The organism is Qipengyuania sp. ABI-127-1 (assembly GCA_022953095.1).
GTDB lineage: Bacteria > Pseudomonadota > Alphaproteobacteria > Sphingomonadales > Sphingomonadaceae > Qipengyuania.
This window is the reverse complement of sequence record JALJCR010000001.1, coordinates 1,667,717-1,693,737: the sequence shown is the minus strand read 5'-3', so window position 1 is coordinate 1,693,737 and position 26,021 is coordinate 1,667,717. Positions and strand designations below refer to the sequence as shown.

Genomic DNA, 26,021 nt, shown 5'->3' with positions numbered 1-26,021 from the left:
AGAGACGATGAGGACTGCTATTTTCGGAGCGGCGGTCCTCGTCGCTGCCACCTGCACCACGCCGCTTGCCGCGCAAGAGAGCGCCGATGAGCGGCTCGAGGCGCTGGCGGATGCCTATTACGATTATCAGCTCGAACAATTCGGGTTGACGGAAAATGCCAGTGGCAGCACCGAACAGGGCGATCGGCTGTGGTCGGTTGCCCCGGAAGCGCAGCGGGCGCGCGCTGCGCAATATGCCGAATATCTGGCCCAGCTCGACAAGATCGATATCTCGAAGTTGAGCGAGACGGAGCAGACCAATGCGCTGGTTTTGCGCACTCTGCTCGAAGCTGAAATTGGCGATGCGCGCTTTGCCGAATGGGAAATGCCTTTCGACAGCGATAGCAATTTCTGGTCTTACCTTGCTGCGCGCAGCAGCTTTCCCACGGCTGAGGAATATGAGAATTATATCGGCCGGATGCGCGATATTCCGCGCTATTTTGCCGAGCATACAGCCAATGCAAAAGCAGGGCTCAAACGCGGATTCTCCGTTCCCCGGATCACGCTGAAGGGGCGCGATGTCTCGATCAGTTCCTATGTCGTCGAAGACCCGGAACAGAGCCCCTTCTGGGCACCTTTCGCCGATATGCCCCGCAACATTCCCCAGGCGGAACAGGAGCGTTTGCGCGCAGCCGGACACGAAGCGATTCGTGAAAGCGTCACCCCTGCCTATGCCGCCTGGCTGGCCTTCTTCCGCGATGAGTATTTGCCCAACACCCGCACCACATTGGGGGCGAGCGAATTTCCCGACGGCCCGGCCTATTACGCCCAGCAGATCAGCCAATACACGACACTGGATCTGACGGCTGAGGAGATCCACCAGATCGGCCTCGACGAAGTGGCGCGGATCACCGCCGAAATGGAAACGGCGAAGGAAGAGGCCGGATTTGACGGGACGCTGGACGAATTCATCGCCTTCCTGCGCAGCGATCCGCAATTCGTGGCCGATACGCCGGACGAACTGATGGGCGTGGCGGCCTATACGGCCAAGCGAGTCGACGACAAGCTGGATGAATATTTCGGTTTCTTGCCGCGCTATCGCCATGGCCTGCGACCGGTCGATCCGGCCATCGCGCCTTACTATACGGCGGGCAGGGGTGGGCTGGAGTTCTGCCAGATCAACACCCACGATCTACCCTCGCGTCCGGTCTACAACATTCCCGCGCTGACGATGCATGAATGCGCGCCGGGTCATTCCTTTCAGGCAGCCATCGCGCTCGAACGCGACGATGCACCGCGCTTCCGCCGCCAAACCTATTTCTCCGGCTTCGGCGAGGGCTGGGGGCTTTATGTCGAGTATCTCGGCAATGAGATGGGAATTTACCGCAATCCGTATGAGCGTTTCGGCCAACTATCCTACGAGATGTGGCGTGCCGCGCGGCTGGTGATCGACACCGGGATTCACCATTATGGGTGGACCCGCGAGCAGGCGGTTGAGTACCTTTCCCGCCATACGGCCCTTTCGGACCGGGAAGTGGGGACCGAAATCGATCGCTATATAAGCTGGCCGGGACAGGCCCTGGCTTACAAGCTGGGCGAAATGACCATGCGCCGCCTGCGCGCTAAGGCTGAAGAGGCGCTGGGCAAGGATTTCGACATCCGCAAATTCCATGATGTCGTGCTCTCGCTTGGTTCGGTGCCGCTGCCCGCGCTCGAAGCCCGGATCGATGCCTTCATTGCAGATGGCGGGCAGGGCCTTGCCGGTGTGACATACGACTAGGCTCGATCCGCGCCGGGGAAGCGAACAAGCAGATCGTAGGCTGCGGGATCAGCAATCCCCGCGATTTTGATGCCGTTGCGGAGCCAGAAAGCATGCTTCACGATCTCGGCCTGCTGCTCGATGCCGTAGCGTTCGAGCGGCCATCCGGGCTTGAGCGAATAATCGTATCGCGCCCAGGGCATGCGCCGGGTAACGAGGAACCACTTGCCGCGCGTCTGGACCTGCCAGACATGCACCAGTTCGTGAATCAGCAGTCCCTGACGCAGAATGTCGGCCTTGGAGAAGTCATCGCAATAGGCATCTGCGCGCGGGTGGAAATGGACGTGGCCGCGCGGGGCCATGGTGATCGTGCGGGGCTGAAACGGAAACCATTTACGGCGGCGGATCGTGACCTTTTCATAGTCGATCACGTCGCCGAACACCGACCGTGCAAGTGCAATTTCGCCCGGTGTCAGGGCACGTTCGCCGCCCGCCGGACAAGAAGGCGCGACAGCTTCGTCGTGAGTCTCAAGCCCGAAGCTGTCGCGCGCATCGTTCAGCGTTCGTCACCCGCCGCGCGGATTTCCACCGGGAAGGATTTTTTCTTCCCGCCGACAACCGTCAGCGTCATCTCGGTCGTTCCCCCGGCTTCCAGCGACGGATCGAGATCGAAGACCATGACATGAAATCCACCGGGCTCGAAGCTTTCGGTATCACCGGCATTCACAAGGACCTGGCCGACGCTGTCCATCATCATCTGGCCGTCCATTTCCATCGAGCCGTGCAGCTCCGCATTCCCTGCGCCTTCCACATCGGCACGGCGGATCGCGTAGTTTCTGTCGCCAGTGTTCTCGACATCGAAATAAATCGCACCGGGCCTGTCCGAAACCGCCGGAAGCATCAGCCGTGCATTGCTGACCTCCAGCGAAACCCCTTCGGCTGCGGGAGCGGTGGATTCTTCCCCTTCACTGGCGCAACCGGCCAGTCCAATCGCGGCACAAGCGAGCGCAACGGGCGCGAAATGCGTCATTTTCATGGATTTGATCCCCTCTTGGTAGTGTCGAAAAACTAGCGCCGCCTCTCCCTTGTGCCAAGAAAAACCGCACCTATATCGCCCGGGTAACACACCACCGGATAGAGCCGCCGACCGGTTCCGCCAGGACAAGGGGAGCCAACGAAGCGGTGTCCAACGACTTGAAACAGATGGGGAAACCATGAGCAAAGTTATCGGTATCGACCTCGGCACCACCAACAGCTGCGTTGCCGTGATGGACGGGGGCAAGCCCAAAGTCATCGAGAATTCGGAAGGCGCGCGCACCACGCCTTCGATCGTCGCTTTCACCAAGGATGGCGAGCGCCTGATCGGCCAGCCTGCCAAGCGCCAGGCCGTCACCAATCCGGACAACACCCTCTTCGCGATCAAGCGCCTGATCGGTCGCCGGTTCGACGATCCGCTGACCAAGAAGGATATGGAGCTCGTCCCCTACGACATCGTCAAGGGCAAGAATGGCGACGCATGGGTCGAAGCCGGCGGCGAGGAATATTCGCCCAGCCAGGTTTCCGCCTTCATCCTTCAGAAGATGAAGGAAACCGCCGAGAGCTATCTCGGTGAAACCGTCACGCAGGCCGTGATCACCGTTCCCGCATACTTCAACGATGCGCAGCGCCAGGCGACCAAGGACGCCGGCCAGATCGCCGGTCTCGAAGTGCTGCGCATCATCAACGAGCCGACTGCGGCCGCGCTTGCCTATGGCATGGACAAGGAAGACGGCAAGACCATCGCCGTTTACGACCTTGGCGGCGGTACCTTCGACGTCTCGGTTCTCGAAATCGGCGACGGCGTCTTCGAAGTGAAGTCGACCAATGGCGACACCTTCCTGGGCGGTGAAGACTTCGACAGCGCGATCGTCGAATATCTCGCGGACGAGTTCAAGAAGAAGGAGAACATGGATCTCCGGACCGACAAGCTCGCCCTGCAACGCCTCAAGGAAGCAGCCGAGAAGGCCAAGATCGAACTGTCGAGCTCGGCCCAGACCGAAGTCAACCTGCCCTTCATTACCGCGCGCATGGAAGGCGGCAGCTCAACCCCGCTGCACCTCGTCGAAACGATCAGCCGTTCGAAGCTCGAACAGCTTGTCGGCGACCTGATCAAGCGCACGCTCGAGCCCTGCAAGAAGGCTCTGGCCGACGCGGGCGTCTCGAAGAACGAAATCGACGAGGTTATCCTGGTCGGCGGCATGACCCGCATGCCCAAGGTTCGCGAAGTCGTGGAAGAGTTCTTCGGTTCCAAGCCGCACACGGGCGTGAACCCCGATGAAGTCGTCGCCATGGGTGCAGCCATCCAGGCCGGCGTCCTCCAGGGCGACGTCAAGGATGTGTTGCTGCTCGACGTGACCCCGCTTTCGCTGGGCATCGAAACGCTGGGCGGTATCATGACCAAGATGATCGACCGCAACACGACGATCCCGACCAAGAAAACCCAGACCTACTCGACCGCCGAGGACAACCAGAACGCGGTGACCATCCGCGTCTTCCAGGGCGAACGCGAGATGGCGCAGGACAACAAGATGCTGGGCCAGTTCGACTTGGTCGGTATTCCAGCCGCGCCGCGCGGTGTGCCGCAGATCGAGGTCACTTTCGACATCGACGCCAACGGCATCGTCAACGTGTCTGCCAAGGACAAGGGCACCGGCAAGGAACAGCAGATCCGCATCCAGGCGTCGGGCGGTCTGTCCGATGACGACATCGAGAAGATGGTTCAGGACGCTGAAAAGTTCGCCGACGAAGACAAGAAGCGCAAGGAAAGCGCCGAAGCGCGCAACCAGGCCGACAGCCTCGTCCATGCGACCGAGAAACAGCTCGAAGAGCATGGCGACAAGATCGACGCTTCGCTGAAGAGCGAAGTCGAAGAAAAGGTCGCGGCGCTCAAGACCGCTCTCGAAGGTGACGATGCGGCCGACATCAATGCGAAGGCCCAGGATCTGTCGCAGTCGGCGATGAAAATGGGTCAGTCGATCTACGAGCAGGAACAGGCCAATGCCGCGCCTGACGCTCCGGAAGGCGATGCATCTTCCGACGCTGGCGCGGACGAAGAGGTCGTCGACGCCGAATTCTCGGAAGTCGACGAAGACTCGAAGAACTGATTGCCTGATGAGAAGCCAATCGCCATCGGTGCATTCCCGCACCGGTGGCGATTAGCCATTGGAAAACCATGTCGACGACTGAAACCGATCTCTACGAACTGCTCGAGGTAAGCCGCGACGCCGATGGCGCGACGATCAAGTCCGCCTATCGCAAACTGGCGATGAAGCACCACCCCGATCGCAATCCGGGCTGCACCGAAAGCGAAGGGAAATTCAAGGCGGTCAGCGCCGCCTATGAAGTGCTCAAGGACCCGCAAAAGCGCGCCGCCTATGACCGCTATGGACATGCCGCCTTTCAACAGGGCGGCCCGGGTGGTGGACCGGGTGGTGCCGATTTCGGGGATATCGGCGATATTTTCGAAACGATTTTCGGCAGCGCTTTCGGTGGCGGCGGCCGGGCACGTCCCCGCCGGGGTGCGGATTTGCGCTACGACATGCAGATCGATCTCGAAGAGGCCTTTCACGGCAAGTCGACCGAAATCGAGATCGAAGTCTCGCAGAATTGCGAAACCTGCCACGGCTCGGGCGCCACGCCCGGCACGCGCGCCCGTACCTGCAATTTGTGCCATGGCCAGGGCAGTGTCCGGGCCAAGCAGGGGTTCTTCGTCGTCGAGCGGCCCTGCCCCAATTGTCATGGCAGCGGGGAAGTCATTTCGTCGCCCTGTCGCGATTGCCGCGGCGAAGGGCGCATCGACAAGGTTCAGGCGCTCGAGGTGGACATTCCGCCCGGTGTCGATACCGGCACGCGTATCCGTCTGTCGGGCAAGGGTGAAGCCGGGCCGCGCGGTGCGCCGTCGGGCGATCTTTACATCTTCATCCATGTGAAACCGCACGACATCTTCCAGCGCGAAGGCACGACGCTGGCTACACGTGTGCCGATCAGCTTCACCGCAGCCGCACTCGGCGGATCGATCGATATTCCCAATATCGACGGGGAAGAGGTTACGATCGAAATCCCCGCAGGCATTCAGTCGGGTAAGCAGTTGCGGCAGCGCGGGGCAGGCATGCCCGTGCTGCAGGGCCGTGGTCGCGGCGATCTCGTGGTGGAAATCGCGGTCGAAACGCCGACCAGGCTGAGCAAGGAGCAGCGCGCGCTGCTGGAACAGTTCCGCGAGCTGGAAACCGGCGAGGAGTGCCCCGAAAGCCGCGGCTTTTTCGACAAGCTCAAGGATGCCTTTGGCGGGTGATTGCCAAGTGACGAAGGGGCCGCGATAAGCGCGCGTCATGTTGCCTTCGCTTACCGTCATCGACGATTTTCTGACCGATCCCTGGGCCGCGCGCCGTGCGGCTCTGGCGCTGCGATATGCGCTCCCCGGGACTGGCGGAAATTATCCGGGCCGGGATTCGACTTCCGCTCTGGAGGTGGATGGCATCAATGCCGCCGTCTCGCGACATATCGGTATCGACTTGGCGGGAGCGGAGGGCACCGAACACGGACACTGTCGGCTCACGCTGAAATCGGACAAGGGGCGGAGCGGCGTACACGTGGACCCGGCCTTCTATTCCGGCATCCTCTATCTCTCGCGGCCCGAGGATTGCGCGAAGCCGGGCGCCGGTGGAACCGATTTTTTCCGGCATAAACGTACCGGGCTCGAGCGGGTGCCCACGAATGGCGCAGAGCTTGCCGCGACCGGATTCGACAATCTCGACGATCTCGTCAGCACCGTCGTTAATAAAGATACGACGCAACCCGCAAAGTGGGAGCGGGTGATGCGTGTGCCGATGCGCTTCAATCGACTGCTGTTGTTCTCACCGTGGCAATTCCACAATTCGGCTCCGGGTTTCGGCACCGATCCGGAAAGCGGGCGTCTGGTGATGCTGCTCTTCTTCGCCAAGGCAAGGGGCTAGGGCAGGCGCTCGACGATTTCGGCGCGAAGCGTATCAAGCAGCCGCTGGCTGCAGCGGCCCGCCTCCTGCTCCTCGTCGAGAATGGCGTGAAATGCCTCGCGCTTGAAAGACCGGCAAGTCTCTACCGCGAAGGGAGTGCGAAGGGTCGAGCAAACGAGATCGATCATCCGTTCGGCGCCGTGCAAACGGCCCCAGAGATAATCGTTTTCCCGATAGGCCCGGCTGAAAAACGCCCCGAAATTGTAGAATTCGATACCGCGCAGCGTCGCTTGCGTGCCCCCTTCGCGAATGCTTCGCGCATCTTCGGGACTGATGCGATCGACCTTGACCGGGTCGAATTCGGTCAATCCCTCATTGCGCAGCAAGGGCAGTGTGGCAACGTCATAGAAGGGAAAGCCGAGATAGGTCAGCAGCATCCGTCGCCGCAGGTTCTTGGGCATGTTCTCGAGCGCGGCGGCAAGCATTTCCTCGGCCCGTTCGTCCAGCTCGGGCAGCAGGCGCCGTGCCTCGATCAGATCGAGCAGCGTTCCCGGATCGCGCATTACCTCCTCGGCCAGCGGTTCGAACGCATCTCCGAGTGCCGATAACCCTTCCTTCTCGAAATAGAGCGCAAGAATTTCATAGACCGCGTCACGCCCCGTCTCGAGCGCATCGTCCGGGATGTCCGGATCCGCTTCCCAATCCCGCGCGAGACGGCGGGCGAGCAGGCGCAGGCGGCGGATACGAAAGCCGATATCGTGCTCGCGAAAGAAGGCGATCGCTTCGGCCGACGCGCCACCGGAGGGCGCCGACAGCGTATCGAGGCCTCGGCGCATGAGCTCCTGGCGCAGTACGCTTTCGATGGGGGCGGGATCGTCCAGGCCGAGTTTGGGCGCCGATTGCAGTGTAAGCCGCGCCAGCCTGCCAACGATGCCGGTGAACTTGGCCTGGGCATAGGCATGAAACGCATAACCCGCTCGTTCCGCGGCGGCCTGCTGCGCCTTCTGGCGCCAATTCTTGAGCCGGGCAGGCGTCGGCCGGTCGAGAAACAAGGTGCGGCCGAACAGCTTCTCCACCGCCGCGTCGACTTCGGGGCGCAAGGCCGCCACCATCCGGCTGAGCCGTTCGGCCTCGCGGCTCTGCTCTTCGAGTTGCTCCAGATTGTCGCGTATCGGCTGTTCGCGCGGAAGGGTCGAGAGCGACCCGAAGATAGCCGAGAAGAAACCGACCGGTTCGCTTTTCTCGGCGGTGCGATCGCCGATCCGTTCGGGACGCGGATCGACATAGACGAAGCGGCGGTCGACCTCGCGCTGGGCAGGCCTGCCCTGCAGCGCGGCAATGGCCCCGGCAAACGGTTTGTTGACCAATACCGAACCATCGATAAGCGATACGTTATCAAGCGTTTGCCGCGCAACATGAACCGGCATTATGCGGTTCAAAAAGCTATCCCGCTCGGGCCAGGTGCGTTCGGTGAGGTTGGATAGCCGGTCGATCTCCTCGATCCGCAAGGGCGGGAAGGCTCCGGGAAAACTCGCCGTCGCGCGTGCGGCGAATACCAGTTCGAGAGGATTTGCCAGATCATGGCCACCGCGATCCGGAGTCCGCGCGCGAAACGCGATCGGCATCCGGTGTTCGGTATCTTCGACGACCGTAGGGCTGTGCAGCCGCAACAATTCGAGATGGCCGTGAAAATCGGTTGCCGTGACATAGAGATCCAGCGGGTGACCGGGCGGCAGCAGCGGCGCATCGGTCGGGCTGGCGGCCATCACCGAGAAGGCCCGCTCGAGAAGCCGCGAGAAGCCCAGTCCGGAAAAGGGCGGTTCGAACCAGCGTCCGCGAATGAGATGCGAGACCTTGCGCTCCACCTCGGCCTGCGTTTCGGCGGCGACTTCGCCCGCGAGGTTGCTACCGGGTCGGCTCAGCAGCCAGGTGGCGAAGGGTTGTGCCCAGAACTTCGAGAACCGCCATTTTATTCGGGCGGCCGGATCGACCAGTTCATCGACATCGGCCACTTCGAGCCACAGGTCGGTGAGAGGTTCGAGCGACTGCCCCGAATGAATGGCCTGCGCCAGAAAGACGGTATTGATCCCGCCCGCGCTCGCTCCGCTCATGATGTCGGGCAGGACCCGAAGCCGGAGCCCTTTTTCCTCCTCGATCGTCTCCAGCAGGGCGCGATAAACCGCATCGACCCCGCCGCGTGACGAAGCCCGTGTATGGAAATCTCGACTGGCGCGGGCAAGCTGCCACAATTCCCGCGTCACGCCATGCATATAGATCGCCAGACTCACGCCGCCGTAGCAGACCAGTGCGATCCTCAATTCCTTTTGCCGCATCGCCCAGCTTCATGACGGGATAAATCGCGCAAGGCAATTGCGTTCCGCAAATGTTCCGTTTAGCGATGCGCCATGGCCAAGCCGAAGAAACGCTATGTCTGCCAGGCTTGTGGCAGCGTCTCGCACCGCTGGCAGGGGCAATGCGCCGACTGCGCGGAGTGGAATACGCTGGTGGAGGATGCGCCCGCCACCGTGTTTTCGATGAAGCACGATCTGTCCAGTGGTGGCAGGGCGGTGCAGTTCGTCGATCTCGACAAACCCGGCGAATTGCCACAGCGCCAGCCCACCGGCCTTGCGGAATTCGACCGGGCGCTGGGCGGGGGACTGGTCCCCGGTTCCGCCATTTTGCTGGGCGGCGATCCCGGTATCGGAAAATCGACCTTGCTGCTTCAGGCGGCGGCGTTGATCGCGCGCGAAGGACATGGCGTGGTTTATGTCAGCGGCGAGGAGGCTTCGGCGCAGGTGCGGATGCGCGCGGCGCGGCTCGGTCTGTCCGACGCCCCCGTCAAACTCGCCGCCGCGACCGGCGTGCGCGACATTCTCACCACACTCGGCACGATGGATACGCCGAAGCTGATGGTGATCGATTCGATCCAGACTATGCATTCGGATACGATCGAAGGCGCACCCGGAACGGTCAGCCAGGTCCGCGGCTGCGCTTTCGAACTGATCCGCTATGCCAAGGAAAACGGCGTTGCGCTGGTTCTGGTCGGCCACGTGACCAAGGACGGCAACATCGCCGGCCCGCGCGTGCTCGAACATATGGTCGATGTGGTGATGAGCTTCGAGGGCGAGCGCAGCCATCAGTACCGCATCCTGCGCGCGCTCAAGAACCGCTTCGGCGCGGTCGACGAAATCGGGGTCTTCGCCATGGCGGGGGAAGGCCTGGAAGAGGTCGACAATCCTTCCATGCTGTTCCTGTCCGGCCGAGACGAGCCGATGGCGGGCAGCGCGGTGTTCCCGGCAATCGAAGGCACGCGGCCGGTGCTGGTCGAAATCCAGGCGCTGATCGTGCGGCTGCAATCGGGCGCGACGCCGAGGCGGGCGGTTGTGGGCTGGGACAATGGCCGCCTTGCGATGCTGCTGGCGGTGCTGGAATCGCGCTGCGGGCTGAACTTCTCTTCGGCCGAAGTCTATCTAAATGTCGCTGGCGGTTATCGTCTCTCCGATCCCGCCGCCGATCTGGCGGTTGCCGCGGCGCTGGTCAGCGCGATGGCCGACAAGCCGCTTCCGCCGCGCAGCGTCTGGCTCGGGGAAGTGTCGCTTGCCGGAGAGATCCGGCCCGTCGCCCATGGCGGACTGCGACTGCGCGAGGCGGCCAAGCTTGGCTTCGATTGCGGTTTCGGGCCGTCCGATGTGAAAGGCGGCTCGTCCGAGCTTCGCTATGACGGATTGGGACAATTGGCCAATCTCGTTGACCGGATAATCGGGAACCCATAAATCCGCCATTTCAAGGAAGGGTCATGACGGGTTTCGATTACTTAGTTCTGCTGATCGTCGGCATTGCCGCGGCCGGTGGATTCATGCGCGGTTTCATGCAGGAAATCCTGTCGCTGGCCGCCTGGATTCTGGCGGCTTTCGCGATCCGTTTCCTGCACACGCCTCTGACGCTGGCGCTGGAAGACTATATCGGCCCCGAAATCACGACCTCGCTGCTATCCTTCACCCTGCTGCTTCTGATCCCCTATGCCGCGATGAAAGTCATCGCCAGCAATGTCGGAACCGCTTCACGCGGTTCGGTCATGGGGCCGATCGATCGCGTATTGGGCTTTGGCTTCGGAGCCTTGAAGGGCGTGGTGATCGTGGTCATCGCTTTCTCGCTGCTTGTCCTGGGTTATGACGGGATTTGGGGCTATAAGGGGCGACCGAGCTGGATAACTACCGCGCGGAGTTATGAGCTGGTCGATGCAAGTTCGCGCGCGCTGGTCGAGGCCCTCGCGGAACGCCGGTCGCGCCTGCGCGAGCAGTCTGCCGACGGGCAATAATGGACACCCCGCGCGCACCCGCGCTTTATTCGCCGCAGCTTCTGGCACTGGCCATCGAACTGGCGGACTATCCCTTCCATGGGGCCGCTGTGGCCACCGGGCGCGCGCGATCGCGTAGCTGCGGCAGCGTGATCGAGCTGTCATCGTCCGGGTCCGAACGGCTCGCGGACATTGGATTGAAGGCCACAGCCTGCGCGGTCGGACAGGCCTCGGCAGCGATCTTCGCCCGGGAGGCGCATGGCATGGACCGGGCAAAAGTCGGCGATATGCTTCGCGCCTTGGAAAGCTGGCTGGCGGGCACTGCTCCGAGCTCGATCCTGCCGCGGCTCGAATTGCTCGAGCCCGCGCGTCGGCATCACGGCCGGCACGAAGCGATCCTCCTGCCGTGGAGAGCGGCGCTGGACGCGCTTTCCAAGCCCTCTGACGCTCGCTAGACCGGCGTGTTGAGAACATAAATATCGCGAAGGAGGGAGCGCGAAATGGTCGATTGTGCCGTCACGCCGCATAGGGAACCGACGGAAAAGGAGATCCGTCTCGTGATCGCCGCGAGCAGCGCCGGCACGGTCTTCGAATGGTATGATTTTTTCATTTATGGAACTCTCGCCGGGCTGATCGGCGCGGCCTTTTTTCCCAGCGACAACGAGACGCTCGAAATCTTGCTGGTCTGGGCAGGCTTCGCGGTCGGTTTCGGATTTCGTCCGCTCGGCGCAATCCTCTTCGGCTTTCTCGGCGACCGACTGGGCCGGAAATATACCTTCCTCGTCACGGTCACGCTGATGGGTATTGCCACGGCGGGCGTCGGCCTGATCCCGAGCGCGGCCAGCATCGGCTTGGCCGCGCCGATCATCGTGATCTGCCTGCGGATATTGCAGGGCCTGGCCCTGGGCGGCGAATATGGGGGCGCGGCAATCTATGTCGCCGAACATGCCCCGCCCGAAAAGCGCGGTTTCTATACCAGCTTTATCCAGGCGAGCGTGGTTGGCGGCTTCGTACTGTCGATCGCTGTGGTGATTGCCTGCCGCGCCTTGATCCCGGCCGACGATTTCGCGGCCTGGGGCTGGCGCATTCCCTTCCTGCTGTCGATCGTGCTTCTGTTCATCTCGCTCTGGATGCGGCTGAAACTGTCGGAAAGCCCCGTATTCCAAGCGATGAAGGCTGCTGGCGAAACCAGCGCCAATCCGTTCAAGGAAAGCCTGACCTATCCCGGCAATCCCAAGCGGATTTTCGTGGCCCTGTTCGGCATTACCGGCGTTCTCACGACCATCTGGTACACGGCCTTCTTCTCTGGCCTGTCGTTCCTGCGCGGGCCGATGCGCGTGGACGAAAGCGTGGTAGAATGGATGCTGCTGATCGCGGGCACGATCTCGATGAGCTTTTACGTCGTGGTCGGCAAGTGGTCCGACAGGGTGGGACGCAAGAAACCGATCATTATCGGCGCCATTGCTTCGCTGGTTCTGCTGTTTCCCGTGTTCTGGGCCATCGGTTCGCTGGCAAATCCGGGGTTGGAGCGCAGCGCGCGCGCTGCACCGGTGACGGTCAGCGGGCCAGAATGCGAATACGATCCTTTCGCCGAGGTTCAGGCCAGTCCGTGCGGCCGCGCGCTTCAGGATCTTACCGCGCTCGGCATTCCCTATACCATCGATGACGCGGCGGCAGCCCAGCTTGCCATCGGAAGCAGGATCTATGGCTACGAAGACCTGCCCGACGATACACGCCGGGCGAGCGTTCAGTCATGGCTCGAAACCAATGGCTATGACTTCGCGCGCCAGACACCACCTTTCGCGAGCCTGGTCGGGATCGTCGCCCTGTTGCTGTTGCTGGGCGTATTATCGGCCCTGACCTACGGCTCGGTCGCGGCCTTGCTGTCGGAGATGTTTCCCGCGAAAATCCGGTATAGCTCGATGTCGATCCCCTACCATATCGGTGCGGGCTATCTCGGCGGTTTTCTGCCACTGATCGCTGGCTATATCGTGGCGATGACCGGCAACGCTTATGCAGGCCTTTGGTACACGATAGCGGTAGTCGGCTTTGGCTTGATTGTCGCCTGGTGGGGTCTGCCGGATGGTCCGCCGCGCGATTTCGAGGATAGCGGGCAGGACCCGCCTGCATCCCCAGTTCTTCCGTGAGACCCGCATGACCGAACTCCCGCCGCCGACCTTGCGGCTGCATATCGATGACGCCGCGTTGGCGAGCAACTGGCGCGCACTCGACACGCTTTCCGGAAAGGCTCGCGCGGGGGCGGCGGTGAAGGCGGATTGTTACGGCCTGGGCGTGGATCGGTGTATGCCGGTCCTGCGCGATGCGGGATGCCGCGATTTCTTCGTCGCGCATTGGAGCGAGGTGCCCGCTGTCCTCGCGCATGTTCCGGCCGATCGGGTCGCGGTGCTTCACGGCCTGTCGACGTCGGACGATGTGGAGTTTGCCCGCGCTACCGGCGTCCGTCCGGTTATCGACAGCCTGCGGCAGGCTAAGCTCTGGACGGATGGCGGGGGCGGTCCCTGCCACCTGATGATCGATACGGGCATTAATCGCCTCGGCATTTCGCCGGGCGAAGCGAGCGCCCCCGCCATCCAGGCGCTCGATGTTGAAGTGTTGATGAGCCACCTTGCCTGCGCCGACGAAGATAGCGCCACGAATGCGCGCCAACTGGCGGCATTCCGTGCCTGCCTTCCGCAGATATCGCACAAGGAGGCAAGTCTCGCGAACAGCGCAGGGATTGCCTTGGGCGCCGAGTATGGCTTCGATCTGACGCGGCCCGGGCTCTCGCTCTATGGCGGTGTTCCCAGGGATGAGCTTGCCGATGCCATAAGGCAGGTGGTCCGCCCGCAAGCCGCGCTGATCCAGACCCGCGAAATCGATGCCGGGTCGACCGTCGGCTACAACGCCACCTTCACCGCACGGCGCAGGATGACGATCGGGGTCGTCTCGCTCGGCTATGCCGATGGCATTTTACGCAGTTGGGCGGGGGCGTATTTTACGCAAGGAGACAGGTGTCTGCCGATCCTCGGCAAAGTATCCATGGACATGATCGTCCTCGATCTTTCCGAGGCCTCCGAACTCGCCGAGGGCGACTGGGTGGAACTGCCGTACCACCTTCCCGATGCTGCGCGGCAAACCACTCTATCGCAATATGAATTGCTCACCGTACTCGGCAATCGCTTCGGTTGACCTTTGCGTCATGTTGCGCCGCAGTTTGTGCACATGCTAAGCCCCTTGCAACGCACAATTGGGGAGCATGCGCATATGGCAAAGCGGACCGCCGAGGGCGAACCGATCATCATCAAGAAATACGCCAACCGGCGGCTCTACAATACCGATACCAGCAGCTACATCACGCTGGACGATCTGGCCAAGATGGTTCGCGAGAATGTCGATTTCCACGTGCTCGACGCAAAGTCCGGCGACGATATCACGCATACCATCCTGACGCAGATCATCGTCGAGGAGGAAAGCCACGGCACACAGATGCTGCCCGTCAGCTTTCTGCGCGATCTCATCTCCATGTATGGCAATTCCATGCAGGCAATGATGCCGAGCTATCTCGAAGCGAGCATGGCGAACCTGCGCAAGAACCGCGAGCAATTGCAGGCAGCCTTCGCCAAGGGAATCGAGAGCAACCCCCTGGCCAAAATGGCCGAAGCCAATTTCAAGATGATGCAGAACGCGGCCGAGGCGTTCATTCCCGGAACGCGGAAATCTTCCGCGCCGGGCAATCCCGCCGATCAGGCAGACGAACTTGCCCAGATGCGCAAGCAAATGGCGGAAATGCAAAAGAAGCTCGACGAGATAAGCAAGTAGGGCAAACCTCCGGCTCGGTTCGTCTCGAGCGTAGTCGAGAGACTGGCTGACAGAGTAAATTGGTGTCTCGACTTCGCGCGACACGAACGGCTAGGGGCGATGCGAATTCAACTTTGAAGTGAGACCGCACCGTGGCCCAGATCCGCCATGCCTTAACCACACGCCGCGAAGACGATTTTGCGGCGTGGTACCAGGAAGTCATCAGCGCTGCCGAAATGGCCGAGGAATCGGGGGTGCGCGGCTGCATGGTCATTAGGCCGTGGGGCTTCGGCATTTGGGAGCGCATGCAGCGTTTGCTGGACGACCGGATCAAGGCGACAGGTCACGAGAACGCCTATTTCCCGATCTTTATTCCGCTCTCCAACTTCGAGCGCGAGGCTGAGCATGTCGAAGGCTTCGCCAAGGAAATGGCGGTCGTCACGCACCACCGCCTGATCGCTGGCAAGGATGGCGGGCTGGTCCCCGATCCCGAGGCCAAACTGGAGGAACCGCTGGTCGTCCGCCCGACTTCCGAGACCATCATCGGCGATGCGATGGCGCGCTGGGTGCAGAGCTGGCGCGACCTTCCCCTGAAGCTCAACCAGTGGGCCAATGTCGTCCGCTGGGAAATGCGCACCCGCATGTTCCTGCGCACCAGCGAGTTCCTCTGGCAGGAAGGCCACACCGCCCATGCCGACGAGGCCGAGGCGAAGGAGCACACGCTCACCATGCTCGAGGTCTACCGCGCCTTCGCGGACGAGGACCTGGCGCTGGCCGTCATTCCGGGCGAGAAACCCGAGAACGAGCGTTTTCCCGGCGCCCTCGAAACCTGGTCGATCGAAGCCATGATGCAGGACGGCAAGGCGCTGCAGGCCGGCACCAGCCACTATCTCGGGACCAACTTCGCGCAAGCGAGCGGGATCAAATTCCAGAACCGCGAAGGCAGCGAAAGCCTTGCCCATACGACGAGCTGGGGCGTCTCCACCCGGATGATCGGCGGTGTCATCATGACACATGGGGACGACGACGGTCTGCGCTTGCCTCCCAAGATCGCACCGCAGCAGGTCGTGATCCTGCCCATGCTGCGCGAGAAGCCCGAGGACGAAGCCCTGATCGACTATTGCGAGGCGCTCCGCGCGACGCTGGCGAGCCAGAGTGTGCTTGGCGAGCCGCTTCGCGTGCTGCTCGACACGCGGCCCGGCAAGGCTGCGCAGAAGCGCTGGGACTATGTCCGCAAGGGTGCGCCGGTGATCGTCGAGGTCGGCGGCCGTGACATGGAAAACGGTGTCGTCTCGCTGCTGCGCCGCGACCGGCTGTGGGACGCCGCAACGGGCAAGCCCGCGTTCCAGAACCCGACCCGCGATACGGCAGGCCACACCATCGCCGACATCCTCGCCGACATACAGAACGTGCTGCTCACGCAGGCGGCGGAGCGCCGGGATGCGAACATTACGCGCGGCGTGACCGAGTTTGCCGAAGTCGAGAAGCACTTCGCCGCCTCGCGCTATCCCGGCTGGGTCGAAGTCCAGTGGTCGAAGCCCACGGGCGAAGCGCTGGACAAGGTCGTCGAGCGGCTGAAGGAGCATAAGCTCACCATCCGCAACGTGCCCATGGACGCGAGCCCGGTGGACGGTGCCTGTATCTTCACCGGCGATGCGGCTGTTGAGCGCATCCTGCTGGCCAAGGCCTACTGACACCAACCGTTCGTACCAAGCGGAGCGCGTAGTCGAGTACCGCTGCGCTGTGCCAGAGTGTCTCGACTTCGCTCGACACGAACGGAGAGGTTAACGCAGTGAGGCGGAAGAGGTGACATGTCGCCTACCCATCCCCATATTGCGCGCATGACAAAACAGAACAAATTCCGGAAGCCGCAGGGGCTTCCGACGAAAGACCAGATTCTCGAATTCATCCAGACCTCCGACACACCTGCCGGCAAGCGCGAGATCGCCAAGGCGTTCGGGCTCAAGGGTCAGGAAAAGATCGCGCTGAAAAAGCGCCTCAAGGACATGGCCGAAGAAGGCCTGATCGACGGCAAACGCACCGCCTATCACCGGATGGGCGGTGTACCCAAGGTAACCGTGCTCAAGATCGTTGCGATCGAGGATGGAGAGCCGGTGGCCGAGCCCGAGAACTGGGCGCCCGACAACAAGGAAAAACCGCCGCGCCTGATGGTGAAGGAAAGCAAGAAGATGGCCGCGCTCAAACGTGGCGACCGGATTCTTGCGCGCAATGAAGAAACCGAGCGCGGGTGGCGCGCGACGCCGATCAAAAAGCTGCCTGCGCGCACCGAAGGGCTGATGGGCGTCGTCGAAAAGGATGGCAGCGGCAATTACTGGCTCGCCCCCGTCGACAAGCGCGTGCGCGAAAGTGCGCCCATCGGCGATGTCGGCGAGGCGAAGGAAGGCGAACTGGTGCTGGCCGAGCGGATGGGCAAATCCGCCCGTTCCAAGGTCAAGGTCGTCGAGGTGGTCGGCGACCCGCTCGCGCCCAAGGCCTTCAGCCTGATCGCTATCGCCAAGCACGGTATCCCGCACATCTTCCCGCAGGAAACCATCGCCGAGGCGGAGCGGGCGGTCGACCTGCCGCTTTCGCCCGACCATCGCGAAGACCTGCGCGATGTCCCCATCGTCGCCATCGACCCTGCCGATGCGCGCGATCACGACGATGCGATCTGGGCCGAGCCCGACGGGAAGGGCGGCTACCGCGCGATCATCGCGATTGCCGATGTCAGCTATTACGTCCGCCCCGGTGGCGCGCTCGACCGCGAGGCGCGGAAGCGCGGAAATTCAGTCTATTTCCCCGACCGTGTTGTGCCGATGCTGCCCGAAGTGCTGAGCGCCGACGTCTGCAGTCTCAAACAGGATGTCGATCGCGCCGCGATGGCGTGCCACATCCGCATCGACAAGGACGGCAAGGTCAGCGACTGGCGCTTCACCCGCGCTATTGTGCGCCTGGCGAAGAACATCGCCTATGAGGACGCACAGGCCGCCATCGATGCGGGCGATGCACCCGAATACCTGCAGAATCTGTGGGGCGCGTGGAAGCTGCTTTTCAAGGCGCGGCAGGCGCGCGATCCGCTCGATCTCGAATTGCCCGAGCGACAGGTACGTCTCAACGACGAAGGTGTGATCGAGGAAATCGCCCTGCGCGAGCGGCTCGATGCGCACCGCGTGGTCGAGGATTTCATGATCGCCGCCAATGTCGCCGCGGCCAAGGCGCTCGAGGCCAAGGCCGCGCCCGTCGTCTACCGTGTGCACGAACAGCCGAGCCGCGAGAAGCTGCTCGCCTTCCGCGAGTATCTCGCCACGCAAGGCAAGAAGTTCGCGCTGGGCCAAGTGATCACACCGGGGCTGTTCAACCGCATGCTCAAGGACATTGCCGACCCGGCAGAAAAGGCGCTGATCATGGAAGCGGTGCTCCGCAGCCAGGCGCAGGCCTTTTACGGGCCGCAGAACGCGGGGCACTTCGGCCTTTCGCTCGGCTCTTATGCGCATTTCACCTCGCCGATCCGCCGCTACGCCGACCTTCTCGTCCACCGTGCGCTGGTCGAGGCCTATACGCTCGAACAGCCCAAACCCAAGATAGACCTGCCCGAGACATCCGGCCTTTCGGATCGTGACAAGGCCGCGCTGCACCAGATCACCGATGCGATCAGCCAGACCGAGCGCCGCGCGATGGAGGCGGAGCGCGACACGATCGATCGCTATGTCGCTGCCTGGCTTTCGGGCCGCGTGGGCGAGACCTTCGATACGCGCATCACCGGCGTGCAGGGCTTCGGGTTCTTCGCCACGATCGAGAAACTGGGCGGTGACGGCCTTGTGCCGGTCAGCACGCTTGGGCGCGAATACTTCAGCTATGACGAGAAGGCGCAAAAGCTGATCGGCGAAAGCAGCGGGACCAAATATGCCGTGGGCGACCGCCTCAAACTGAAGCTCGCCGAGGCCAATGCACTGACCGGTGCATTGAAATTCGAAGTGCCCGACAGCGACGGGCTGGGCATCGAACCGCGCGGCAATCGCGTTCGCGCGAAGAAGCGCTCGCATCAGAAGCGTGGCCCGAAAAAGCCGCCGGTTAAGGGCAAGGGCGCTCCCCGCCAGCAGCACGATCAAGGCAAACGCGGACGGCCGGGGAATATCCGGCACCAGGGGCGCAAGAAGAAGTGAGCCAAAGGGCGGCGCGGGGCTCCGCCGACCGATTTCGACAGGGAGGGGCAGGCGGATATGGCCACGAACGCAGAAGGGTCTTGTAATTGCGGCGCCGTCCGGTTCCGGGTGACGGGGCCTTTCGAGAGCTTCTTCCTGTGCCATTGTCGGCGCTGCCGCAAGGATACCGGATCGGCCCACGCGGCCAATCTCTTCTCGCAGGCGGCCGAGCTCCACTGGCTTTGCGGGCAGGAAACGGTCAGGACCTATCGCGTACCGTACACCCGGCATCGGAAGAGTTTCTGCACGATTTGCGGATCATCGGTCCCGCAGAGTGCGGACGACGGGGCGGGGATCGTGGTGCCGGCAGGGTGTCTCGACAGCGCTATCGATCTTCTGCCCGACGCACATATTTTCTGTGCAAGCCGGGCTGAATGGGATGTGCGCCTGGAAGACATCCCGCATTGCGACGGTCTGCCGGGTTAGGCCAGCGCGTCGATCTGTTCGCGGCTCAGGCCGCCGGGGACGAGGTAGAGCGGGCAGGGCAGGCTGCTTGCATTGCCTGCGAAATGCGTCACCAGCGGGCCGGACCCGCCTTCGGCACTCGTCGCCAGAACCAGTGCGGCGATATTGCCGTGTTCATCCATATATTTGCGGATAACGTCGGCGGCCGAGCCCGGACGCACGGCGATGGTCGGCATCTTGCCCATCTCGCCGAAAATGTTTCCCGCCGCACTGTTGGCCATCACTTCGGCCCGCTCGCGCGCTTCCTGCTCGATCGTCGCCTGAACGCCGCCGAACGCGTTGAAGGTCTGCTGCGGCACCAGCGCCAGAATATGCACCGATCCGCCGGTTTTCTGCGCCCGCAACGAGGCAAAGCGCAGCGCCTGTCTGGCTTCTTCGGTCTCGTCCATGACGACAAGGTATGTACGCATCGATGCTCCCCGGCTCCCTCGGCAGCGGACTACCCGCTAATTCGTATTCTGCGCAAGGACCTTGCAGGCGACGAACCTTTTCGCCAGAGGTGCGGTCGAACTCACTCCCCAGCGAGGACGTAACGTCAAAACCATGCCCACGCCGATCAAGATGCCCGCCCTTTCGCCCACCATGGAGGAGGGCACGCTCGCCAAATGGCTGGTAAAGCCGGGGGACACGGTCAATGCCGGCGACATCATGGCCGAGATCGAAACCGACAAGGCGACGATGGAATTCGAAGCCGTGGACGAAGGCACGATCGCCTCCATCGCGGTGGAGGAAGGGACCGAGGGCGTGAAGGTCGGCACGGTCATCGCCATGCTTGCCGAGGAGGGCGAGGACCTTGACGAAGCGGCAAAGGCCGCGCCTGCGGGCGATGCGCCCGTTGCAGAGCCCACCGAAGCCAAGGAAGAAGAAAAGGACGTCGTCCCAGCGAAAGCTGGGACCGCTGTCGGCTCCGCTCAACCGAAAGCGACCCCAGCGTCCGCTGGGGTGACGGACAAGGACCGTATCATCGCCTCGCCGCTAGCCAAGCGGATCGCCGAGCAGAAGGGTATCGATCTTTCGGGCGTGAAGGGCAGCGGCCCGAACGGCCGGATCGTGAAAGCAGACGTCGAGAGTGCGACGGCCGGCGCCGCGCCCGCCAAGGCTGAAGCCGCCGCGCCTGCGCCCAGCGCTCCCGCCAAACCCGCGACGCTGGGCGGCGATCTCGACGCGCCTTACGAAGCACAGAAGCTCAACAATGTCCGCAAGGTCATCGCCAAGCGCCTGACCGAAGCCAAGCAGACCATCCCGCACATCTACCTCACCGTGGATGTGCGTCTCGATGCGCTGCTCGACCTGCGCAAACAGCTCAATGCCTCGCTGGAGGCGGACGGGGTGAAGCTGTCAGTCAACGATTTGCTGATCAAGGCGCTCGCCCGCGCGCTCCAGCGTGTGCCTGCCTGCAATGTCAGCTTCCAGGGCGAAGAGCTGTTCCAATACAGCCGCGAGGATATCTCGGTCGCGGTCGCTGCGCCTTCGGGCCTGATCACGCCGATCATCCGCGATGCGGGCCGCAAGGGCCTCGCGCAGATCAGCAACGAGATGAAGGAGCTTGCGGGCAAGGCGCGCGACGGCAAGCTGCAGCCGCATGAATTCCAGGGCGGCACTGCCTCGCTTTCCAACCTCGGCATGTTCGGCACCAAGCAGTTCGACGCGGTGATCAACCCGCCGCAGGCGATGATCCTCGCGGTCGGCGCAGGCGAGCAGCGCCCCTGGGTGATCGACGGCGCGCTGGGTGTCGCCACCGTGATGAGCGCCACCGGCAGCTTCGACCACCGCGCCATTGACGGCGCCGACGGCGCGCAATTGATGGAGGCCTTCCAGCAACTGGTCGAGAACCCGATGGGGCTGGTGGTTTGAGAAATGCCGACGTCTTTCAAGACAACGAACTAGTATACTCGACATCGGGGATACGCTGTATCGGTCGGGTACTACTTATCAATCGGCTCGATCCAGGTCCGCATCGAGTTATCTCGAGCCGGGGTCCTCATTTCGCAGTCCTCACCCCCTTGGCGCAATTCAATAGTGATCAACGCGAAGGATGGTTCGAAGCGACTGGTATTGGCCTTCTTGGGAGCGTTTCCTACGTAGGCGGTATTGCCTCTAGGGAAGGGGCTTATTCGTATTCAGTTGCAGAACTTAATGCGACCTATCTCTACGATAAGAAGGGACTTGCGCTCAACATGAGGGTGGGTCTTGGAGGCCCCATTGTCAGTAGTCATGGTCCTTGGCCTGCGCGCCCGGCACCTGCCAACAGCTATTCAATTAAGGCCTTCATTACTTATGCTAGTTATTTTGAATTCTGGTCTATGCACGACAGAATCGTGCGCGCCAAGGTTCGGGACGAGATCGTGAAGAATTTCGGCAAAGCGGCCGCAAAGGCAATGACTGTTGACTGACAGCCGCTCCCCCCTCATCCGCGTCACGGCCATGCCGACCGATCTCAACCCCTATGGCGGGGTGTTCGGCGGGTGGCTGATGAGCCAGATGGCGCTGGGCGCGGGCTCGCTCGCCAGTCGACATGGCAAAGGCAAGGCGGTGGTCGTCTCGGCTACAGATTTCGCCTTTCCCGGCGCGATGCAGGTGGGGGACGAGCTGTCGGTCTATTGCGACATCGCCGCCACCGGCAACACCTCGCTCACCATCGCCGCCGAAGCCATCGCTCGCGAGCGTAATGGCGAGGCTGAGACCAGGGTGGCGCAGGGCACGTTCAAATTTGTCCTGCTCGACGAAAACGATCGCCCGCGCGCGGTGGCGGAGCAGTGGGCATGATTGCCGCGCTGCTCCTTTCGTTGGGGACAGTCAGCGGCCCGCCTGCTCCCGAAGCCGAGACCTATCCGGAGGCCCGTGCCCCGATGGTCGGTCTCGACGGTCCGGGCCTCGATGCGTGCGGCGGGCTTGGCCGGGTTGGCGGAATGTACCGCAAGCAGGTCATCCGCGACGCGCCCGAAGAAGGCGCGCGCGCCAGCGACACGCTCGAGCAGAGCACGCTTGTCTGGCTGTGCGAGGCGCAAGGTGACTGGCAGGGCGTGGTCTATGCGAGCGGCGAATTCCAGGAACCCGGCGATTGCCGCGTCAGCAGTCCGGTCGCCGAGCCGCGCGCCTATGACGGGCCGTGCCGCGCGGGTTGGGTGTTGGCGAAAGATGTAGAATTTCTCGCCGGGTAAACGGCGAACCACTTCGGAGTTATCATGGCTGACAAGTACGACGTCATCGTTCTCGGTTCCGGGCCTGGCGGCTATGTCGCGGCGATCCGCTGCGCGCAGCTGGGCCTCAAGACCGCCATCGTCGAGCGCGAACTGCTGGGCGGCATCTGTTTGAACTGGGGCTGCATCCCGACCAAGGCGCTGCTGCGGAGCGCCGAAATCCTGCACTATGCCCAGCATGCGAGCGACTATGGCCTCAAGATTGCCGGCAAGATCGAGGCGGACCTCGCAGCCGTCGTGAAGCGCAGCCGCGGTGTGGCCAAGCAGCTCAATCAGGGCGTCACGCACCTGATGAAGAAGAACAAGATCACGGTGCATATGGGCGAGGGCACGCTGACCGGACCGACCAGCCTGACCGTGAAGGGCGAAAAGGGCGAGGAGAAGCTGACCGCCAAGCATGTGATCGTCGCAACCGGCGCGCGCGCCCGCGACCTGCCGTTTGCCCCTGCCGACGGCAAGCGCGTATGGACCTATCGCCATGCGATGGTGCCGCCCGAAATGCCGAAGAAGCTGCTCGTGATCGGGTCGGGCGCGATCGGCATCGAGTTTGCCAGCTTCTACAACGACATGGGCTGCGACGTGACCGTGGTCGAAATGCTCGACCGGATCGTGCCGGTGGAGGACAAGGACGTCTCCGCCTTCCTCGAGAAGAGCCTGACCAAGCAAGGCATGACGATCATGACCGGCGCCGGTGTAGAGGACATCAAGGTGTCCGGCAGCGGCGTGAAGGCCAAGATCAAGGCCAAGGACGGCAAGGTCTCCGAGACCGAATTCACCCACTGCATCACCGCCATCGGCATTGTACCGAACACCGAGAACATCGGCTTGGAAAAGCTGGCCGAGATGGACCGCGGCTTCATCCAGATCGACGATTATGGTCGCACCAAGTCCAAGGGCCTCTGGGCAATCGGCGACTGCACGCCGGGCCCCTGGCTGGCGCACAAGGCGAGCCACGAAGGCGTCACCACCGCAGAGGCCATTGCCAGGGAGCTGGGCAATAAGGACGTGCATCCCCATCCGCTCGACCGCAGCAACATCCCGGGCTGCACCTATTGCCACCCTCAGATCGCCAGCGTCGGCCTGACCGAGGCGAAAGCCAAGGAAGCAGGCTACAGCGTCAAGGCCGGCACCTTCCCCTTCATCGGCAACGGCAAGGCCATCGCGCTGGGCGAGGCTGAAGGCTTCGTGAAGACCGTGTTCGACGCCAAGACCGGCGAACTGCTCGGCGCACACATGGTCGGCGCGGAAGTGACCGAGATGATCCAGGGCTTCGTCGTCGGCAAGACGCTGGAAACGACCGAAGCGGAACTGATGAACACCGTCTTCCCGCACCCGACGATCAGCGAAAGCATGCACGAAAGCGTGCTTGCGAGCTACGGCAGGGCACTGCATATCTGACCAGGCATAGGGGGAGGGCGAGACTACAGTGACCGGGTTCCTGATCCTCGCCTTCCTCATCCTCATCGCAGGCGTGGTCGCTGTTCCTCTGGCGAGCCGCTTTGGATTGGGCTCGGTGCTCGGCTATCTGCTGGCCGGGATGGCGATCTCGCCGCTGCTTGCCTCGCTCAAGGTCGATGTCGAGGCGTTGCAGGTCTTCGCCGAATTCGGCGTGGTGATGATGCTGTTCATCATCGGCCTCGAAATGGAACCCAGGCGGCTGTGGGCGATGCGCGGCAAGCTCGCCGGGCTTGGCGGCGGGCAGGTTCTGCTGACCACTCTGGTCATTACCGGTATTGCGCTGATCGATCGCCAGCCCTGGCAGACCGCGCTCGCGATCGGAATGGTGCTCGCCCTCAGCTCGACCGCGATCATCGTCCAGACCCTGACCGAGAAGGGCCTGCTCAAGACCGAGGGCGGCGAGGCCAGCTTCTCGGTGCTGCTGGTGCAAGACGTCGCTGTGATCCCGATTCTGGCACTGCTGCCGCTGCTGGCACTGCCCGATCTCGCGGCAGGGGCGGTGGCCCATGGTGGGGGCGGCGCGCATGGCGGCATCGACCTCACCGCGCGCATGTCCGGATGGCTGGCAGGCGTCACCAGGATCGGCGCTGTTGCGGCGGTGATCGCCATTGGAATCTATGCGATCCGCCCCCTGTTCCGGTACATTGCCAAGGCCAACCTGCGCGAACTGTTCACGGCCGCCGCGCTGATGGTCGTTATCGGGATCGCGCTGTTGATGTCGCTTGTCGGACTATCGCCTGCGCTGGGCGCCTTCGTGGCGGGCGTGGTGCTCGCAACCAGCGAATATCGCCACGAGCTCGAAAGCGACATCAATCCGTTCAAGGGCCTGCTGCTCGGGCTGTTCTTCATTACAGTCGGCGCGGGGATCGACTTCGTGCTGGCCAGCACGATCTGGCAATCGGTGGTCTTCTGGGCGGCTGTGACGATCGCGGCCAAGATGGCAGTGCTGCTGACCATCGGCTGGCTCTACGGCCTGCGCCGCCAGGCACTGTGGCTGTTCTGCTTAAGTCTGCCCCAGGCAGGGGAATTCGCCTTCGTGCTGATCGCCTTCGCGGTCGGCAATGCGGTGTTCGACCAGGCCTTCGCCGATCAATTGCTGCTGATCGTGGCGCTGACCATGCTCGTCACCCCGCTGCTCTTCATCTTGTATGACAAGCTGATCGCGCATGCCTATTGCACCAGCCAGACTCCCGACGAGGCCGACGCCATCGATGAGGAAAACCCGATTATCATCGCCGGGCGAGGGCGTGTAGGCGGGATCGTCGATCGCATGCTCGATGCCGCGGGGCACCGCGCGACGGTCATCGATTACAACAGCCAGCATCTGGAGAATCTGAAGAAATTCGGCATAACAACCTATTACGGCGATGCGACGCGTCCCGACCTGCTGGCAAGCGCCGGGATCGAGCGGGCACGCATCTTGGTGGTCGCGCTGGACGAGCGCCAGCAGATCGACAAGCTGGTCCGCTATGCCTGCGAAACCTTTCCGAACCTGCATGTGGTGGCCCGCGCGAAAGATCGCGACCATGTCTATCACCTATGGGCGATGGGATGCCGGGACATTGTACGGGAGACTTACGACAGCGCGCTGCGTATAGGCCGCTCGGTTTACGAGGCGCTGGGCCATGACCGCCAGGCCGCGACTGCGATGGTGGAGGCATTCGAGGAAATGGATCGCACATCCATGCGCGAAGTCGCCGATGCCTACCGACTCGACATTCCACCCTACGAAAACGAGGAGCTCCTGGCCAAGATCAGGGAATTGAAGGCCGAATGGGACCCGAAATTGCGCGACGCGATGGACGAAATCGCAGGGAGGGGGAACTGAGGCTTGAGGTGCCGCGATGGCGCGTCAGGATCGGAGGCTGCCTTAATGCCGGGCGTGGCCGCCGT

The 26,021-nt window shown here is 62.6% G+C and carries 23 protein-coding genes; 19 read left to right on the top strand and 4 right to left on the bottom strand.

The features are described 5' to 3' along the window. Positions 1-7: 7 nt before the first annotated feature. Entirely contained in the window at positions 8-1,759 is a 1,752-nt protein-coding gene (locus tag MUY37_RS08330) for a DUF885 domain-containing protein (protein ID WP_499194876.1), read from the top strand. On the opposite strand, the gene MUY37_RS08325 is transcribed toward MUY37_RS08330, so the two are convergent. Beyond that, the gene (locus tag MUY37_RS08325; protein ID WP_499195136.1) at positions 1,756-2,214 is read right to left on the bottom strand and encodes a vgr related protein; all 459 of its coding nucleotides are present in this window, start codon (positions 2,212-2,214) and stop codon (positions 1,756-1,758) included. The two genes, MUY37_RS08330 and MUY37_RS08325, sit on opposite strands and share 4 nt — an antisense overlap. An 80-nt stretch (positions 2,215-2,294) precedes the next feature. After that, entirely contained in the window at positions 2,295-2,774 is a 480-nt protein-coding gene (locus tag MUY37_RS08320; RefSeq protein WP_499194875.1) for a copper chaperone PCu(A)C, read from the bottom strand. 178 nt (positions 2,775-2,952) lie between these two features. Between MUY37_RS08320 and dnaK the strand changes: the two genes are divergently transcribed. The 3 genes from dnaK to MUY37_RS08305 all read left to right on the top strand — a co-directional run bounded on the left by dnaK (position 2,953) and on the right by MUY37_RS08305 (position 6,729). Continuing rightward, positions 2,953-4,881, top strand: coding sequence for a molecular chaperone DnaK (gene dnaK / locus MUY37_RS08315; RefSeq protein ID WP_499194874.1), 1,929 nt, complete (start codon positions 2,953-2,955; stop codon positions 4,879-4,881). A 68-nt stretch (positions 4,882-4,949) separates the two neighbouring features. Continuing rightward, positions 4,950-6,068, top strand: coding sequence for a molecular chaperone DnaJ (dnaJ, locus tag MUY37_RS08310; RefSeq protein WP_499194873.1), 1,119 nt, complete (start codon positions 4,950-4,952; stop codon positions 6,066-6,068). Between the two features lie 37 nt (positions 6,069-6,105). Next, the gene (locus tag MUY37_RS08305) at positions 6,106-6,729 is read left to right on the top strand and encodes a DUF6445 family protein (protein ID WP_499194872.1); all 624 of its coding nucleotides are present in this window, start codon (positions 6,106-6,108) and stop codon (positions 6,727-6,729) included. Here MUY37_RS08305 and MUY37_RS08300 read toward each other — a convergent pair. Then, positions 6,726-9,041, bottom strand: coding sequence for a patatin-like protein (locus MUY37_RS08300; protein ID WP_499194871.1), 2,316 nt, complete (start codon positions 9,039-9,041; stop codon positions 6,726-6,728). The genes MUY37_RS08305 and MUY37_RS08300 overlap by 4 nt on opposite strands. Positions 9,042-9,113: 72 nt before the next feature. Here MUY37_RS08300 and radA point away from each other — a divergent pair, with 72 nt between their 5' ends. From radA to MUY37_RS08255, 9 genes are all read left to right on the top strand, one after another. After that, entirely contained in the window at positions 9,114-10,481 is a 1,368-nt protein-coding gene (radA, locus tag MUY37_RS08295; protein WP_499194870.1) for a DNA repair protein RadA, read from the top strand. Between the two features lie 23 nt (positions 10,482-10,504). Next, positions 10,505-11,026: a CvpA family protein gene (locus MUY37_RS08290; protein WP_499194869.1), complete on the top strand. Its 522-nt coding sequence runs from the start codon at positions 10,505-10,507 to the stop codon at positions 11,024-11,026. Further along, complete coding sequence (locus tag MUY37_RS08285; protein WP_499194868.1) at positions 11,026-11,460, top strand: iron-sulfur cluster assembly scaffold protein; 435 nt, start codon at positions 11,026-11,028, stop codon at positions 11,458-11,460. The genes MUY37_RS08290 and MUY37_RS08285 overlap by 1 nt, the downstream gene beginning before the upstream one ends. A gap of 45 nt (positions 11,461-11,505) precedes the next feature. Further along, a complete protein-coding gene (locus tag MUY37_RS08280; RefSeq protein WP_499194867.1) occupies positions 11,506-13,152 on the top strand; it encodes an MFS transporter in 1,647 nt (548 codons plus the stop codon). A 7-nt stretch (positions 13,153-13,159) separates the two neighbouring features. Continuing rightward, positions 13,160-14,194, top strand: a complete 1,035-nt coding sequence (gene alr, locus MUY37_RS08275) for an alanine racemase (protein WP_499194866.1) — start codon at positions 13,160-13,162, stop codon at positions 14,192-14,194. Positions 14,195-14,269: 75 nt separating this feature from the next. Further along, positions 14,270-14,824 carry a polyhydroxyalkanoate synthesis repressor PhaR gene (phaR, locus tag MUY37_RS08270; RefSeq protein ID WP_499194865.1) on the top strand — a complete coding sequence of 185 codons (555 nt, stop codon included), beginning with the start codon at positions 14,270-14,272 and terminating at the stop codon, positions 14,822-14,824. A 131-nt stretch (positions 14,825-14,955) separates the two neighbouring features. Further along, positions 14,956-16,497, top strand: coding sequence for a proline--tRNA ligase (proS, locus tag MUY37_RS08265; protein ID WP_499194864.1), 1,542 nt, complete (start codon positions 14,956-14,958; stop codon positions 16,495-16,497). A gap of 147 nt (positions 16,498-16,644) precedes the next feature. Then, complete coding sequence (rnr, locus tag MUY37_RS08260) at positions 16,645-18,966, top strand: ribonuclease R (RefSeq protein ID WP_499194863.1); 2,322 nt, start codon at positions 16,645-16,647, stop codon at positions 18,964-18,966. Positions 18,967-19,023: 57 nt separating this feature from the next. Beyond that, positions 19,024-19,431: a GFA family protein gene (locus MUY37_RS08255; RefSeq protein WP_499194862.1), complete on the top strand. Its 408-nt coding sequence runs from the start codon at positions 19,024-19,026 to the stop codon at positions 19,429-19,431. On the opposite strand, the gene MUY37_RS08250 is transcribed toward MUY37_RS08255, so the two are convergent. After that, complete coding sequence (locus tag MUY37_RS08250) at positions 19,428-19,880, bottom strand: universal stress protein (protein WP_499194861.1); 453 nt, start codon at positions 19,878-19,880, stop codon at positions 19,428-19,430. The two genes, MUY37_RS08255 and MUY37_RS08250, sit on opposite strands and share 4 nt — an antisense overlap. Positions 19,881-20,013: 133 nt before the next feature. Between MUY37_RS08250 and MUY37_RS08245 the strand changes: the two genes are divergently transcribed. The 6 genes from MUY37_RS08245 (at position 20,014) to MUY37_RS08220 (ending at position 25,956) form a co-directional block, all read left to right on the top strand. Further along, a complete protein-coding gene (locus tag MUY37_RS08245; protein WP_499194860.1) occupies positions 20,014-21,324 on the top strand; it encodes a pyruvate dehydrogenase complex dihydrolipoamide acetyltransferase in 1,311 nt (436 codons plus the stop codon). A gap of 149 nt (positions 21,325-21,473) precedes the next feature. Further along, positions 21,474-21,863, top strand: a complete 390-nt coding sequence (locus MUY37_RS08240) for a hypothetical protein (protein ID WP_499194859.1) — start codon at positions 21,474-21,476, stop codon at positions 21,861-21,863. Between the two features lie 31 nt (positions 21,864-21,894). Next, on the top strand, positions 21,895-22,236 hold the full coding sequence (locus MUY37_RS08235) for an acyl-CoA thioesterase (RefSeq protein WP_499195135.1): 342 nt from the start codon (positions 21,895-21,897) through the stop codon (positions 22,234-22,236). Beyond that, complete coding sequence (locus tag MUY37_RS08230; protein WP_499194858.1) at positions 22,233-22,631, top strand: hypothetical protein; 399 nt, start codon at positions 22,233-22,235, stop codon at positions 22,629-22,631. The genes MUY37_RS08235 and MUY37_RS08230 overlap by 4 nt, the downstream gene beginning before the upstream one ends. A gap of 24 nt (positions 22,632-22,655) precedes the next feature. Beyond that, the gene (lpdA, locus tag MUY37_RS08225; protein ID WP_499194857.1) at positions 22,656-24,068 is read left to right on the top strand and encodes a dihydrolipoyl dehydrogenase; all 1,413 of its coding nucleotides are present in this window, start codon (positions 22,656-22,658) and stop codon (positions 24,066-24,068) included. A 28-nt stretch (positions 24,069-24,096) separates the two neighbouring features. Next, the gene (locus MUY37_RS08220; protein ID WP_499194856.1) at positions 24,097-25,956 is read left to right on the top strand and encodes a cation:proton antiporter domain-containing protein; all 1,860 of its coding nucleotides are present in this window, start codon (positions 24,097-24,099) and stop codon (positions 25,954-25,956) included. Positions 25,957-26,021 lie beyond the last annotated feature (65 nt).

Bases quoted from the DNA above. Each gene is read 5' to 3' on its own strand.
- MUY37_RS08330 (WP_499194876.1), top strand. From the start codon at position 8: ATGAGGACTGCTATTTTCGGAGCGGCGGTCCTCGTCGCTGCCACCTGC.
- MUY37_RS08320 (WP_499194875.1), bottom strand. From the start codon at position 2,774: ATGAAAATGACGCATTTCGCGCCCGTTGCGCTCGCTTGTGCCGCGATT.
- dnaK (WP_499194874.1), top strand. From the start codon at position 2,953: ATGAGCAAAGTTATCGGTATCGACCTCGGCACCACCAACAGCTGCGTT.
- dnaJ (WP_499194873.1), top strand. From the start codon at position 4,950: ATGTCGACGACTGAAACCGATCTCTACGAACTGCTCGAGGTAAGCCGC.
- MUY37_RS08305 (WP_499194872.1), top strand. From the start codon at position 6,106: ATGTTGCCTTCGCTTACCGTCATCGACGATTTTCTGACCGATCCCTGG.
- MUY37_RS08300 (WP_499194871.1), bottom strand. From the start codon at position 9,041: ATGCGGCAAAAGGAATTGAGGATCGCACTGGTCTGCTACGGCGGCGTG.
- radA (WP_499194870.1), top strand. From the start codon at position 9,114: ATGGCCAAGCCGAAGAAACGCTATGTCTGCCAGGCTTGTGGCAGCGTC.
- MUY37_RS08290 (WP_499194869.1), top strand. From the start codon at position 10,505: ATGACGGGTTTCGATTACTTAGTTCTGCTGATCGTCGGCATTGCCGCG.
- MUY37_RS08285 (WP_499194868.1), top strand. From the start codon at position 11,026: ATGGACACCCCGCGCGCACCCGCGCTTTATTCGCCGCAGCTTCTGGCA.
- MUY37_RS08280 (WP_499194867.1), top strand. From the start codon at position 11,506: ATGGTCGATTGTGCCGTCACGCCGCATAGGGAACCGACGGAAAAGGAG.
- alr (WP_499194866.1), top strand. From the start codon at position 13,160: ATGACCGAACTCCCGCCGCCGACCTTGCGGCTGCATATCGATGACGCC.
- phaR (WP_499194865.1), top strand. From the start codon at position 14,270: ATGGCAAAGCGGACCGCCGAGGGCGAACCGATCATCATCAAGAAATAC.
- rnr (WP_499194863.1), top strand. From the start codon at position 16,645: ATGACAAAACAGAACAAATTCCGGAAGCCGCAGGGGCTTCCGACGAAA.
- MUY37_RS08255 (WP_499194862.1), top strand. From the start codon at position 19,024: ATGGCCACGAACGCAGAAGGGTCTTGTAATTGCGGCGCCGTCCGGTTC.
- MUY37_RS08250 (WP_499194861.1), bottom strand. From the start codon at position 19,880: ATGCGTACATACCTTGTCGTCATGGACGAGACCGAAGAAGCCAGACAG.
- MUY37_RS08245 (WP_499194860.1), top strand. From the start codon at position 20,014: ATGCCCACGCCGATCAAGATGCCCGCCCTTTCGCCCACCATGGAGGAG.
- MUY37_RS08235 (WP_499195135.1), top strand. From the start codon at position 21,895: ATGCCGACCGATCTCAACCCCTATGGCGGGGTGTTCGGCGGGTGGCTG.
- MUY37_RS08230 (WP_499194858.1), top strand. From the start codon at position 22,233: ATGATTGCCGCGCTGCTCCTTTCGTTGGGGACAGTCAGCGGCCCGCCT.
- lpdA (WP_499194857.1), top strand. From the start codon at position 22,656: ATGGCTGACAAGTACGACGTCATCGTTCTCGGTTCCGGGCCTGGCGGC.